Here is a 12,382-nt window from a genome sequence, read left to right on the forward strand (position 1 = left end):
GATTGAGCGGGCTCGAACCACGGCAGCCGCCGGCGGGCGCGACGCGCGGGTGCTTTCGCTGGCATAGGCGGCGACGGCAGGGTCCGCTAAGGGCGACAGGATGCGCCTGGTGGTCCGCCTCTTCATCTTCGGCGCGGTGGTCGCCGCGATCGTCGCCGGCTGGGGCTATCGCGAGGCGCGCCGCATGCCCGTCGTCCGCCACGCGACGGTAGAGCTTCGGGAATGGCCGCGCGATGCGGCACCGATGCGGGTCGTGGTGATCGGCGACATCCATATCGGCAGCGCGACGATGGACGTGGGCCAGCTTGCGCGCATCGTGTCACGGGTCAACGCGCTGCGGCCCGATCTGGTGCTGATCGCCGGGGATTTCATCGCCGGGCATGATCCCGGCCTGTCGGAACGGCGTGCGCCTGCCCTGGTTACGCCGCTACGCGGCCTCGTCGCGCCGCTGGGCCGGGTGGCGGTGATGGGCAATCACGATCACTGGACGGGGGCCGCGCCGGTTCGCGCGGCTCTGGACGGGGCGGGGATCGACGTGCTGGACAATGCGGCGCGGCGCTATGGCCCGCTCACCGTCGTGGGCATCGACGACCGCCACACCCGCAACGACCGTATCGGTCCGGCGATGGCGGCGGCCCGGCGGCTGGGTGGACCACGTCTGGTGCTGAGCCACGGGCCCGATATCGTCCCCGATATGCCCGCCGACGCGCCGCTGGTGGTCGCCAGCCACACGCATTGCGGCCAGATCGTGATCCCGTTCTACGGCCCGCCGGTGGTGCCGTCGAACCATGGGCGCCGCTATCTGTGCGGGATCATCCGCGAGGCCGGGCGGGCGACGATCGTCACCGCCGGACTCGGCACCAGCGTGCTGCCGGTCCGCATCGGCGCGCCGCCGGACCTGTGGCTGCTGACGCTGACCGGGGTCAGTCGAGCGCGTTCTTGATTCCGCGCCCGGCCATCAGGCCGAGCACCAGCAGCACGACGAACACCGCGATGGCGACGAAGAACAGAATCTTGGCGATGCCGACGAACGCGCCGCCAATTCCGCCAAAGCCCAGCGCACCCAGCACCAACCCGGCGACCAGGAAGATAAGAGCCCATTTCAGCATCGCGACGTCCTTTCAGCGAATGAAACCGTGACGATGCTGAAACGACGGATGAAGCTTTAGTTTCCGCCGTCAGCCCTTGCGGCTCGCCTCGAACAGGAACCAGGCGCGTTCCTCGGCCTGGTCGGTCCATTCGTCGACGACGCCGCTGGTCGCATTGTCCTTGGCGTCCTCCGCGGCCTCCTTCACCGCACGGAAGCTCTCGACCAGCTTGAGATTGTCCTCGCGCAGCTCGGCCAGCATGTCGGGCGCGGAGACGAAATCGGCGTCGTTGTCCTTCAGTGTCTGGCGCCGCGCGATATCGCCGATCGACCGCAGCGTCAGGTTGCCGGTCTTCCTCACCCGCTCGGCGATGGCGTCGGTCACGCCGAGGATCTGCGCGGCCTGATCGTCGAGCAGCAGGTGATAGTCGCGAAAATGCGGCCCCGACACGTGCCAGTGGAAATTCTTGGTCTTGAGGTACAGCGCGTAGCAATCGGCGAGCGCCGAGTTGAGCGCTTCCGCAACGGTCTTCGTATCGTTGCGGTTGAGATCGGTCGGGGTGGCAAGCGGGGCGGGATTGGCCATGGTCGCGAGAGTCTCCATTCGGCGGGATCGATTACGCTGCGGCAACGATCTCGCTAGCGAATGGCTCCCGACGGGTGAACCGGGAATTCTCCATCACACCCATCGCCCGCGGCGATCAGGCGCCGGACCTGCTGCCGCGATAGAGAAGGGTGATCGCCACGCGGCGGTTGCGCGGATCGGTGGGCGCTTCGACGATCATCGGCTCACGATCGGCGACGCCCTCGATCCGCTCGAAGCTCGCCTCGGGCACGCCGCCCAGCGCGAGGCGGCGGCGCGTCGCCTCTGCGCGGCCCGACGACAGCATCCAGTTGTTCATCGCGCGCGGATCACCGAACTTCAGGCTGTCGGTGTGGCCGCGGATCATGATCGGATTGCCGGTCGCCTTGATCGCGTCCGCCACCAGCCCGACCAGCTGCGATGCCTCCGGCACCAGCGCGGTCGTGCCGAGCGCGAACATCGAATAGTTGGCGTCGTCGATCAGGTCGATGCGCATGCCCTCGCGCGTCATCACGAAGCGCACGTGCTTGGCAAGCTTGGCGAGCTTGGCGTTGGACGCCATCTCCATCTGCACCCGGCGGCGCATGCGCTGGAAATTGGCCTGGTCCTCGGCCGCGGTCGCGGCGCTGCCCTTGCGCAGCGACCCCTTGTCGCCACTGCCTTCCTTGTTGCCGCCGGTCGCGCCCGACGGGATCGTCATCGATCGCGTGCCGGTCTGCTGCGCCTTGTGGGGATAATTGTCCTTGTCGGTGATCGACGATCCGCCGAACAGTCCGTTCGAACCGGCCGAATTATCCTTCAGATCGACCAACGTCGGGGTGAAATAGTCGGCGATCGACTTGCGCTGCTTCTCGGTCGTCGCGCCGAGAATCCACAGCAGCAGAAAGAACGCCATCATCGCGGTCACGAAATCGGCATAGGCGACCTTCCAGGCGCCGCCGTGATGGCCGCCGTGCCCGCCGTCGATGATCTTCTTGACGATGATGATCTTGGGCGGCTGGTTGTTGCCATGGGGTGCGCGCGCGGCCGCCATCAGCCTGCCTTTACAGCGATCGTTCGCCCTGAGCTTGTCGGGCACCCATCGAAGTAATACTTCGATGGAACCCTGGCCGAAGGGCTGCCCTTCTTCGTGCCTGCGGTGCTGCGGCTAGAAGGAGAAGAGCAGTGCTTCGACAGGCTCAGCACGAACGGAAATTGGGTGGGTTGCGCAATCACCGCCCGCGCAGCCCGTCGAACACCTCGCCGAAGCCCGGCTGGTTGCTGTGGGCGATACCGGAACGCGCCGCCTCGATCACCAGCGGCTGCGGGTGACCGTGGAGCGAGGCGATGATGATCTGCTTGACAACGTGATAGATGGCGGCATCTGCCTCGATCACCTGCTTGAGGCGATTGGCCAGCGGGCCGACGATGCCGTAGGCCAGCAGCACGCCCAGGAAGGTGCCGACCAGCGCCGATCCGATCATCCCGCCCAGGATCGACGGCGGCTGATCGATCGACCCCATCGTCTTCACCACGCCGAGCACGGCGGCGACGATGCCGAGCGCGGGCAGCGCGTCGGCGAGACCTTGGAGCGAGTGCTGCGGCCCTTCCACCTCGTGGTGATGGGTCTTGATCGCGTTATCCATCACCTCCTCGACCGCGTGCACATCGAGCGTGCCCGACGAGACGACGACGAGGCGCAGCGTATCGGCGATCAGGTTCACCAGCGTGTGGTCGGCGAGCAGGCGGGGATATTCGGCGAAGACGGCGGAGGACTTGGGGTCCTCGACATGCGGTTCCAGCGCGATCGGACCATCGACGCGCAGCATCTTCATCAGCTTGCTGACGAGGAAGATGGTGTCGAGATAATCCTGCTTCCGGTACTTCGGCCCCTTCAGCACCTTCATGACGCCGCCGCCCAGCGCCTTCAATTCCTTGCCCGAATTGCCGATGATGAGCGCGCCCACCGCGGCGCCGCCGATGATGAGCATTTCGTGCGGGACGGCGTGCATGACGGGGCCGAGCGCGCCGCCGGTCAGCGCGAAGCCGCCGAACACCATCGCGAGCAGGACGACAAGGCCGATCGCTGGAAACATGACGTAGGACTACCCCCGTTCGAAACGCGGCACGGTAAACGGCCGATTTGCCATCCTTTGTGACGGCGGAGGGTGGGGATTTGGTTAACGCGGTCGACCGAAAAGCCCCGATTTTACCGGGAATGAACCAGTCGGCTCAGCGCAGATAGTTGAACAGCGACAGCGAGGTGAGCTTGCTGAAGCTCGCCTGGGTCGCCTGCAGCACCGTCAGCGTCTTCTGCAGCTCGGTGATCGTCGCGGTGACGTCGGTATCCTCGATCGCCGATCGCGCCGCTTCGCGCGTGATGCCCAGATCGGTCAGGCGGGTCTGCTCGAGCTCCAGCCGGGCGCTGCGCGCGCCGACCGATGCGCGGGCGTTGGTCACCTGCGTCATCGCCGACTGCACGTCGCCGCTGGCGTTGCCGATATCGGCATTGTTCTTCAGCGCGGTCGACATCGCCTGGACGATCGCGAACATGTCGCTGGTGCCGCCGCCCGAGACGGTGACATTGTCGAAGATCGCCGAGCCGGTGGTGTGCGCCACGATCGTGCGACCGTCGCCGATCGGGATCGCACCTGCCTCGCCGCCACCGGTGAAGCTGATCGTGCCGTCGCCCTGCCGCACATAGGGGCGTTCGATGTTGGCACCCGAGAACAGCGGATTGCCGCGCGAATCGGAGGTGTTGGCGATACGCAGCAGATCCTCGACGATCACGTCGAGCTCAACCGCGAGCGCCTGTTTCTGGTCGGGGCTCAACGTCGCGCTGCCGGCGTTGATCGCGATTTCGCGCACGCGGGTCAGCTGCGCCTCGATGCTGCCGAGCGCGGTCGAGGTCGCGTCGAGCACGGAATTGGCGAGATCGATGTTCGACAGTTCGGCTTTGGCTTCCGCACCGGCGCGCTTGAGCGCGGTGAGCGCGCGATAGCCCGCCGCGTCGTCCGACGGCGCCTGGATGCGCTTGTTGGTGGCGAGCTGGTTGTTGAGCGTGTCGGCGCGAACGCTGAGCGCCCCCATCCGGTCGCGGAGACGGTCATATTGCAGCGAGGTGGCGACGCGAAGGGACATGCGAGCGGCCTTTTACCGGATATCGATGATGGTCTGGAGGATGTCGCGCGCGACCTGGATCACGCGGCTCGACGCCTGGTACGCCTGCTGGAAGCGGATCAGGTTCACCGCTTCCTCGTCCAGATCGACGCCGGTCACCGAATCGCGCGCGGCCAGCGCCGCCGAATGGATCGATCCCTGCGCCGTCTGCACCGCACGGCGCGTGGCGAGCAGCGCGGCGTTCTCGGTCGTCATGTCGTCGAACGACGATTCCCAGCCGGCATCGACACGGAGTTCGGCCAGCGCGGTCATGTTGCCGTTGCCGCGCGTGCCCTCGCCCACCGCCGCGGCGGCGATGCCGCGCGCGTCGGTCAGCGCGACGGAGATGTCGGTCGGCGACGTTCCGACGGCGAACATCGGCGCCCCCGCCACGCCCGTCAGCGTGCGGCCCTGCGCCTGGAAATCGTTGATCTGGGAAACGAAATCGGTCGCGATCGCATCCAGCCGGTCACGCGCCGCCGCGATCCGGCCGGCGCCGTCCACCAGCCCGGCAAGCATCCCGCCCTGCGGTGCGATCGAAGAGGTCGTCGAATTGCGGTAGGCGTAGATCGATACCGCCCCGGAGGCGTTGCTGGTGAAGCCGACGATCGCCGAGCCTTCGACGTCGGCGATCACCGGCCCGGTGTTGCCGCCGGCACGCACCGTCGCGCGGCCATAGGAATCGATCGCCACCGCGACGTCGACGAGCTGGCTCATCTCCTCGATCACGCGATCGCGTTCGTCGAGCAGCTGCGCCTGCGGGGCGGAGCCATTGGCGGCACGCGACAGCCCCTGGTTGACGCGGACGAGCGACGCCGACAGGTCGGTAAGCCGTTGCGCGGCGTCCTTGCCCTGCTGGTCGACCTCGACCGCCGCCGCCCCCAGCGCGCGGCCGGTGCTGGCGAACCCGGCGGCGAGCGACGCGGCATCCTCCAGCCACACTGTGCGCGGCGCGGTGGCGGCGGGATCGGCGGCGACGGTCTTGGCCGAGGTGAAGAACTGGGTCAGCCGGTCGCTGAGCTGGTTGCCGACGAGCGCGCCCTCGATCCGGTCGATCCATGCCACCCCCGTCGCGGTCCGGGCGAAGTCCGACCCGGTCGAGCGCACCTCCGCCTGGCGGAAATTATCGCTCGCGCGGACGACGCCGGTGACGTGCGATCCACTGCCCGACAATTTGATCGTCTGGCCGATGGCGATCGAATTGGTCCGCCCCACCTCCTCGATCCTCGCGGTGCGCCGCGAGTAGCCGGGGGTGTTGGCGTTGGCGATATTCTCGGACGTCGTGCCGAGCGCGGTCTGGTACGATCGCACGCCGCTCGCGCCGATGTTCAGCAGGTCGCTCATGGCTTCGCGTTCCCGTCAGCGGGCGTTTCCGCCAGATTTTCCTGCGATCGGGCGAGGAATTCGGTGACGGCGCGGCCGATGCCCATCGGCGCGCTGGTCGCCATGCTTTCGGCCAGGCGGGTGTCGAACATGTCGCGGAACTGCTGCCCCGCCTTGCTGTCGAACAGGCTGTCGCCCAGCTTGGCCTGACGCATCGATTTCAGCATCATGCCGGTGAAGATCGCCTCGAAGCGTTCGCCCGCCTTGTCCAGATTCTCGCGCGACGTCAGCCGCGACGTGTCGGTCGACACGCCGCCGGCCGCACCGGCGAGGCCCGTGACGGGCAGGCTGGAGGCGGGAATCCGCGTCACAGGACGATCAGCTCCGCCTTCAGCGCGCCGGCCTGCTTGAGCGCTTCCAGGATGGCGACGAGGTCGGCCGGCGACGCGCCGATCGCGTTCACCGCCTTGACGACATCGGCCAGCCGGGGTCCGGGCTCGAGCAGGAACATCGGGCGCTTCTCTTCCTCGACACTCAGCGTGCTCTGCCGCTCCAACGCCGTCTCGCCCTTCGAGAGCGGCGCGGGCTGCACCACGCGCTGGGATTCATCAATACGAACGGTAAGTTTACCATGTGTTACCGCCGCGGGGCTGACGCGCACCGCGCTGTTGATAACGACCGTTCCGGTGCGCGCATTTACGATTACTTTCGCCGGCGCCTCCGCCGAGGTCACTTCCAGGTTCTCGATCGCGCTCATCAGCTGGGCGCGCACGTCGGCCCCGGCCGGCGCGGTGACGGCGATCGACACCGCATCGGTCGCCCGCGCGACGCCGGCACCGTAGCGCGCGTTGATCGCGCCCGCGACATTCTGCGCCGTGGTGAAATCCGCGCGCGCGAGGTTGAAAGTCAGCGTCGGCGCGGTCGCGAAGCCGGTATCGACCGCGCGCTCGACCGTGGCCCCTTCCGGGATGCGGCCCGACGAGGGGATGTTGACGACGATCTTCGACCCGTCCGCGCCCTGTGCGCCAAGGCCGCCGACCGCCAGATTGCCCTGCGCCATCGCATAGATCTGGCTGTCCGCGCCGTAGAGCGGGGTCAGGATCAGCGTGCCGCCACGCAGCGACTTAGCCTTGCCCATCGAGGACACGGTGATGTCGAGCCTCTGCCCCGGCTTGGCGAAGGCGGGCAGCTCGGCCGTGACCATCACGACGGCGGCGTTCTTCAGCCCCGGATTGACGCCCGGCGGCAGCTGGAGCCCCAGCCGCGAGGTGACGCCCTTCATCGACTGGACGGTATATTCCAGATTGTCATCGCCCGTGCCGGGCAGGCCCACGACCACGCCGTAGCCGGTCAGCTGGTTGGTACGGATGCCCTGGAAATTGCCCAGATCCTTGATGCGATCGGCATGCGCGGGGCCGGCGACGAGCAGGGCGGCGAGCGCGGTGAGGAGGAAACGGATCATGCTGGATATCCTCAGAACGGGCTGACGACCTGGAAGAAGCGGCTGAGCCACCCCTGGCGTCCGGCGCGGGCGACGTCGCCGCGGCCGGTGTAGGCGATCTTCGCGTCGGCCACGCGGGTCGACAGGATGCGGTTGTTGGCGTCGATGTCGGCCGCCCGCACGACGCCGCGCACCTGGACGAACTCGTCGCCGCGGTTGAGCGTAACCGTCTTCTGGCCCTGGACGATCATCGTGCCATTGGGCAGCACCTCCGCCACCGTCACGCTGATCTCTCCCGACAGCGCGTTGGCCTGGTCGGCGGTGCCGGCCCCGGCGAAGTTGCGGTTGCCACTGATCGACGCATCGCTCGGCTTGAACAGCGAAAGATTGCCGGTCGACGGCGGCGTGATGCCGAAGCCGCCGCCCGAATCGAGCTTGCTGCCGGAGGATTTCGACGCCTGCGTCCGCTCCACCAGCACGATCGTCAGCGGATCGCCGACGGCGCGGGCGCGAGCGCCCTCGTACAGGCCGCCATAGCCCTGCGACGCCTGGAAGATCGCACCGTTGGCGGGCACCGCGACAGGAGCCGCGGGCGCCGCATAGACGGTGCGGTATTCGGGCGGCGGCGCGGCCTTCTTCTTGCCGGACACGCCGGCATGCGCCGGGCCTGCGGCCAAGACGGCGACGCAAGCCAGTGCCCCGGCGAAAGCCGGGGTCCAGTTGCGACCGGTCCGGTACTGGGCCCCGGTCTGCGCCGGGGAACGATGCGGGAAAAGCGTCACCGTCCGCCTCACAGGTTGTTGTTGATGTATTTGAGCATCTCGTCGGTCGCCGAGATCATCTTCGAATTGACCTCGTAGGCGCGCTGCGTCTCGATCATGTCGACCAGTTCGGCGACGACGTTGACGTTCGACCCCTCGAGCATGCCCTGGCGGATCTTGCCGCGGCCGTCCTGGCCGGCGATGCCCAGGTTCGCGGCCCCGCTGGCGCCGGTTTCCATCAGGTAATTGTCGCCCAGCGCCTGCAACCCGGCCGGGTTGGCGAAGCTGGCGATCTGGACCTGGCCGATCTGCGTCGCGTCCGTCTGGCCGGGCACCGTCGCGGAGACGGTGCCGTCGGTGCCGACGGTGATCGCGGTCGTCCCTTCGGGCACGGTGATGCCGGGCATCAGCTGATAGCCCTCGCTGGTCACCACCATCCCCTCGGGCGAACGGGTGAAATTGCCGGCGCGGGTATAGCCGAGCTGGCCGCCGGGCAACTGGACCTGGAAATAGCCGTCGCCGTCGAGCGCCATGTCGAGCGAGTTGCCCGTCGTCTGGAGCGCGCCCTGTGTCTCGATGCGCATCGTTCCCTGCACACGCACGCCGGTGCCGAGGTTGAGCCCGGTTGCGTAGCGCGTTTCCTGCGTGCTGCTGGAACCGGGCGCGGTGACGACCTGATAGGCCAGCGTCTCGAACGAGGCGCGATCCTTCTTGAACCCGGTCGTGTTCACGTTGGCCAGGTTGTTCGAGATCACGCGCATCCGCGTGTCCTGTGCGTCGAGCCCGGTGCGGGCGATATGGAGAGCGGCGGAACCCATCTGTTATCTCCTTGAAATTCTATCAGCCCGGAAGCCGCATGAGCGAGGCGGAGCTTTCGTCCATCGACTTGGCTTCCTTCAGCAGGCTGGCCTGCACCTCGTAGCTGCGCTGGTTCTCGATCATGTCGACCAGCGCCTGCGTCAGGTTGACGTTCGACCCTTCGAGCGCGCCGACCTGGATCTTGGCGTCCATGTCGTCGGGCAGCACCCCGCCGCCGCGCACGTGAAGCAGGTTGTCGAGGCCCTTCACGGTCTGTGACCCGTCCGGGCTGGCGAACTTGATACGGTCGATTTCCTGCGGCGCGCTGCCGGGTTCGGCGCCCATCGCGAGGATCGAGATCGTGCCGTCGTCGGCGATCATCACCTTCTGCGCGGGCGGCACGGTGATGGGGCCCCCCGACCCCATCACCGGGAAACCGTCGCCGGTTTCCAGCACGCCCGATTCGGTGATCCTCAGGTCACCGCGGCGGGTATAGGCTTCCTGTCCGTCGGTCGCCTGCACCGCCATCCAGGCCGTGCCGGGGATGGCGATATCGAGATCGCGGCCGGTGGACATGATCGTGCCGGCGCGGCGATCGGCGTCGAGCACCTCTTCGGCAGTCGGCGCGCGCGACGCGTGGCCCTCGCCGCCCTTCAGCATCATCTGCTGGAAGGCGACCCGGTCGGCGCGGAAGCCGGTGGTCGACGCGTTCGCGATGTTGTTCGCGATCGACGCCTGGGCGGCCATCTGCCCCTTGAGCCCGCTGAGGGCGGTGTAGACCATCCGGTCCATCGCGCGTGCCTCCTACGTCCGTTCAGCGATCAGTTGCGCATGTTGAGCATGGTCTGCGAGATCTGGCTGGAGGTCTCGAGGCTCTTGGCGTTCGCCTGGAAGTTGCGCTGCGCGGCGATCAGGCCGACCAGTTCCTCCGTGATGTCGACGTTCGACCGTTCGATCGCGCCCGACATCAGGCTGCCGAAGCCGTTGGCGCCGGCCTCGCCCAGGCGGGCCTCGCCCGACACGCCGGTCGAGGTCCAGTAGCTGTTGCCAAGCTGGCGCAGGCCTGACGGGTTGGCGAAGTTCGCCAGCACGACCTTGCCCAGCGCCTGGGTGTCGCCGTTCGAGAAGCTGGCCCGGACGATGCCGTCCTCGCCGACGCTGACGCCTTCGAGCTGGCCGACCGCGCGGCCGTCCTGCGTCTCGGCGAGCTTGGCGAAGGGCTGGCCGAGCTGGGTCGTCGCGGTGCCGAAGTCGAGCGTGACCTGCTGCGGCGTCGTCGTTCCGGCGGGCGTATAGGCGTCGAACCCGATGGCGCTCGACGGCGCGGTCATCGCGCCCGAGCTGTCGAAGGTCAGCACCGTGGGATTGGAGGAGCCGGCCACCGTCATCTGCTGGTCGCCGATGAAGGTATAGACGTTCCAGTTGCTCGACGAGCCGGAGCCGGTCGAAACGGTGTCGCGGACGTAATAGTTGGTCATCGTCGTCGCGTTGCCGACCGCGTCATAGACCGTCGTCTGCGACGAGTTGTTGTAGGTCGCCGGATTGAAGCGGTCGAACGCGTAGGGATTGGTCGTGGTGTTGAAGATCGCGTTGTCCTTCGGCACCGACGCGTTGGCCGACATGTTCACCGCGAGGCTGACGACCTCGGTTGGCTTGGGCGTGCCACTGGTCGGCGGCAGGCGCAGGTTGATCGTCGAATCGAGGCCGGTCGCAACGACCGTGCCCGACCCGTCGACCGGATAGACCTGAAGGTGGCCGCCGTTCGAATCGGTGACGAAGCGGTTGGCATCGACGGAGAAACCGCCGTTGCGGGTGAACGCGACCTTGGCCGAATTGGGGTCGGGCTTGACCGCGAAGAAGCCCTCGCCAGAGATCATCATGTCGAGCGCATTGGTCGACTGCTGCGAGGCGCCCTGGCCGAACTGCTGGCGGATCGCCTTCACGACCGTGCCCGAACCGATCATCTGGGTCGGCGACATGCTGACGCTCGACGCCATCACGTCGGCGAATTCGGTGCGGCTCTTCTTGAAGCCGTTGGTCGAGACGTTCGCGAGGTTGTGCGAGATGGTCGACATCTCGGTCTGCGAGGCCTGGAGACCGGAAAGCGAGGTGTAGAACGACATGGGGCTGCTCCTTGGGTGATATCGTGAAGGGGATCAGGCGACCTGGCGGACCGCCGAGGGTTTGATCTGGCCGACGCCGGCCAGGGTGAGGACGGGGTCCGAGCCGCTTGGCATCGAGACGGAGGTGACCGGTGCCCAGACGAGGGTGCGGCTGCCGACGGTCGCGGCACCGTCCTTTGCCATCGCGGTGATGGTGAAGGGGCCACCCTCGACCGGCTCACCGGCATTGTCGGTGCCGTCCCAGTCGAATTCCATCGTGCCGGCGGCGTGGCTGCCGAGATCGACGGTGCGCACCACCTCGCCGTTGGCTGTGGCAATGCTCAGGTGGACGTTGGTCGCCGCGGCATCGAGCTCGACCGCACCGGCAAAGCCGCCGATCGTGCGCGGATAGGCGGTCTTGCCTTCGGTCAGCACGGTCTTGCCGACATAGGCGAGGGCCTCCGACGCACCCGTCTTGTTCAGCTTCTCGGCGATCGATTTGAGCGTGGTTCCCATTTCGCTGATGCCCGCCAGCGACGAGAATTGCGCGAGCTGGGCGACCATCTGGGTGTTGTCGACCGGCTCGAACGGATCCTGGTTCTTCATCTGCGCCGTCATCAGCGCGATGAAATCGGCCTGGTTCATGTCGCCCAGGCCGCGGCTTGGGCCGTTGGCGTTCGCGCCGGTGCGGCTGATGCCCAGCTTGGCCATCGTGGTATCAAAGGAAGTCGCCATCTATCAGCGTCCCAGCTTGAGGGTGTCGGCGATCAGCGTCTTGGCGGTCTGCATGACCTCGACGTTGTTCTGGTAGGTGCGCGCGCTTTCCAGCATGTCGACCAGCTCGCGCGTCTCGTCGACCGCGTTCTCCCAGACATTGCCCTCGGCATCGGCCAGCGGATTGCCGGGATCGTAGCGCTTGGTCGGTTCCTCGCCGGCGGTGACGACACGCTCGACGTTGACCGTCGACATGCCGCTGACCGCGTCGAACTGGGTGCGGAACACCGGCTTGATGCTGCGATAGGCGGCATCGGCAGTGGTCGCGACGCCGCCCGCGTTGGCGAGGTTCGACGCGGTGGTGTTCATCCGCACCAGCTGCGCGGACATCGCGCGCCCGGCGACCTGGAAGATGTTCATGGGATTGTCGGCCAT

The 12,382-nt window shown here is 67.2% G+C and carries 15 protein-coding genes; 1 reads left to right on the forward strand and 14 read right to left on the reverse strand.

The window, feature by feature from the left end:
- The first annotated feature begins 100 nt into the window (after positions 1–100).
- Positions 101–943 (forward strand): metallophosphoesterase, encoded by an 843-nt coding sequence (locus tag VYI76_RS02780; protein WP_326523249.1) that lies wholly within the window; start codon positions 101–103, stop codon positions 941–943.
- Here VYI76_RS02780 and VYI76_RS02785 read toward each other — a convergent pair.
- From VYI76_RS02785 to flgC, 14 genes are all read right to left on the reverse strand, one after another.
- Complete coding sequence (locus VYI76_RS02785; protein WP_326523250.1) at positions 924–1,109, reverse strand: DUF1328 family protein; 186 nt, start codon at positions 1,107–1,109, stop codon at positions 924–926. The genes VYI76_RS02780 and VYI76_RS02785 overlap by 20 nt on opposite strands.
- Before the next feature lie 69 nt (positions 1,110–1,178).
- Complete coding sequence (locus tag VYI76_RS02790; RefSeq protein WP_326523331.1) at positions 1,179–1,673, reverse strand: Dps family protein; 495 nt, start codon at positions 1,671–1,673, stop codon at positions 1,179–1,181.
- 115 nt (positions 1,674–1,788) lie between these two features.
- Entirely contained in the window at positions 1,789–2,703 is a 915-nt protein-coding gene (locus tag VYI76_RS02795) for a flagellar motor protein MotB (protein ID WP_326523251.1), read from the reverse strand.
- 178 nt (positions 2,704–2,881) lie between these two features.
- Positions 2,882–3,745 (reverse strand): flagellar motor stator protein MotA, encoded by an 864-nt coding sequence (gene motA / locus VYI76_RS02800; RefSeq protein WP_326523252.1) that lies wholly within the window; start codon positions 3,743–3,745, stop codon positions 2,882–2,884.
- Between the two features lie 136 nt (positions 3,746–3,881).
- Positions 3,882–4,790: a flagellar hook-associated protein FlgL gene (gene flgL, locus VYI76_RS02805; protein ID WP_326523253.1), complete on the reverse strand. Its 909-nt coding sequence runs from the start codon at positions 4,788–4,790 to the stop codon at positions 3,882–3,884.
- Positions 4,791–4,802: 12 nt separating this feature from the next.
- Positions 4,803–6,152, reverse strand: a complete 1,350-nt coding sequence (gene flgK, locus VYI76_RS02810; protein WP_326523254.1) for a flagellar hook-associated protein FlgK — start codon at positions 6,150–6,152, stop codon at positions 4,803–4,805.
- Entirely contained in the window at positions 6,149–6,502 is a 354-nt protein-coding gene (locus VYI76_RS02815; RefSeq protein WP_326523255.1) for a rod-binding protein, read from the reverse strand. The genes flgK and VYI76_RS02815 overlap by 4 nt, the downstream gene beginning before the upstream one ends.
- Positions 6,499–7,593: a flagellar basal body P-ring protein FlgI gene (locus tag VYI76_RS02820; protein ID WP_326523256.1), complete on the reverse strand. Its 1,095-nt coding sequence runs from the start codon at positions 7,591–7,593 to the stop codon at positions 6,499–6,501. The genes VYI76_RS02815 and VYI76_RS02820 overlap by 4 nt, the downstream gene beginning before the upstream one ends.
- A gap of 11 nt (positions 7,594–7,604) precedes the next feature.
- Positions 7,605–8,249: a flagellar basal body L-ring protein FlgH gene (locus tag VYI76_RS02825; RefSeq protein WP_326523257.1), complete on the reverse strand. Its 645-nt coding sequence runs from the start codon at positions 8,247–8,249 to the stop codon at positions 7,605–7,607.
- A gap of 113 nt (positions 8,250–8,362) precedes the next feature.
- Positions 8,363–9,151, reverse strand: coding sequence for a flagellar basal-body rod protein FlgG (gene flgG, locus VYI76_RS02830; protein WP_326523258.1), 789 nt, complete (start codon positions 9,149–9,151; stop codon positions 8,363–8,365).
- A 22-nt stretch (positions 9,152–9,173) separates the two neighbouring features.
- A complete protein-coding gene (gene flgF, locus VYI76_RS02835) occupies positions 9,174–9,923 on the reverse strand; it encodes a flagellar basal-body rod protein FlgF (protein WP_326523259.1) in 750 nt (249 codons plus the stop codon).
- 29 nt (positions 9,924–9,952) lie between these two features.
- Positions 9,953–11,254, reverse strand: a complete 1,302-nt coding sequence (locus tag VYI76_RS02840; protein WP_326523260.1) for a flagellar hook protein FlgE — start codon at positions 11,252–11,254, stop codon at positions 9,953–9,955.
- A gap of 33 nt (positions 11,255–11,287) precedes the next feature.
- A complete protein-coding gene (locus VYI76_RS02845) occupies positions 11,288–11,968 on the reverse strand; it encodes a flagellar hook assembly protein FlgD (RefSeq protein ID WP_326523261.1) in 681 nt (226 codons plus the stop codon).
- A 3-nt stretch (positions 11,969–11,971) separates the two neighbouring features.
- Entirely contained in the window at positions 11,972–12,382 is a 411-nt protein-coding gene (gene flgC, locus VYI76_RS02850) for a flagellar basal body rod protein FlgC (RefSeq protein WP_326523262.1), read from the reverse strand.

Source organism: Sphingomonas sp. (assembly GCF_035910975.1).
Classification (GTDB): Bacteria; Pseudomonadota; Alphaproteobacteria; order Sphingomonadales; family Sphingomonadaceae; genus Sphingomonas.

Coding starts and splice junctions, on each gene's coding strand:
- flgL (WP_326523253.1), bottom strand. CDS start 4,790: ATGTCCCTTCGCGTCGCCACCTCGCTGCAATATGACCGTCTCCGCGAC.
- VYI76_RS02840 (WP_326523260.1), bottom strand. CDS start 11,254: ATGTCGTTCTACACCTCGCTTTCCGGTCTCCAGGCCTCGCAGACCGAG.
- VYI76_RS02780 (WP_326523249.1), top strand. CDS start 101: ATGCGCCTGGTGGTCCGCCTCTTCATCTTCGGCGCGGTGGTCGCCGCG.
- VYI76_RS02845 (WP_326523261.1), bottom strand. CDS start 11,968: ATGGCGACTTCCTTTGATACCACGATGGCCAAGCTGGGCATCAGCCGC.
- motA (WP_326523252.1), bottom strand. CDS start 3,745: ATGTTTCCAGCGATCGGCCTTGTCGTCCTGCTCGCGATGGTGTTCGGC.
- flgC (WP_326523262.1), bottom strand. CDS start 12,382: ATGGCCGACAATCCCATGAACATCTTCCAGGTCGCCGGGCGCGCGATG.
- VYI76_RS02795 (WP_326523251.1), bottom strand. CDS start 2,703: ATGGCGGCCGCGCGCGCACCCCATGGCAACAACCAGCCGCCCAAGATC.
- flgK (WP_326523254.1), bottom strand. CDS start 6,152: ATGAGCGACCTGCTGAACATCGGCGCGAGCGGCGTGCGATCGTACCAG.
- VYI76_RS02785 (WP_326523250.1), bottom strand. CDS start 1,109: ATGCTGAAATGGGCTCTTATCTTCCTGGTCGCCGGGTTGGTGCTGGGT.
- VYI76_RS02820 (WP_326523256.1), bottom strand. CDS start 7,593: ATGATCCGTTTCCTCCTCACCGCGCTCGCCGCCCTGCTCGTCGCCGGC.
- flgF (WP_326523259.1), bottom strand. CDS start 9,923: ATGGACCGGATGGTCTACACCGCCCTCAGCGGGCTCAAGGGGCAGATG.
- flgG (WP_326523258.1), bottom strand. CDS start 9,151: ATGGGTTCCGCCGCTCTCCATATCGCCCGCACCGGGCTCGACGCACAG.
- VYI76_RS02790 (WP_326523331.1), bottom strand. CDS start 1,673: ATGGCCAATCCCGCCCCGCTTGCCACCCCGACCGATCTCAACCGCAAC.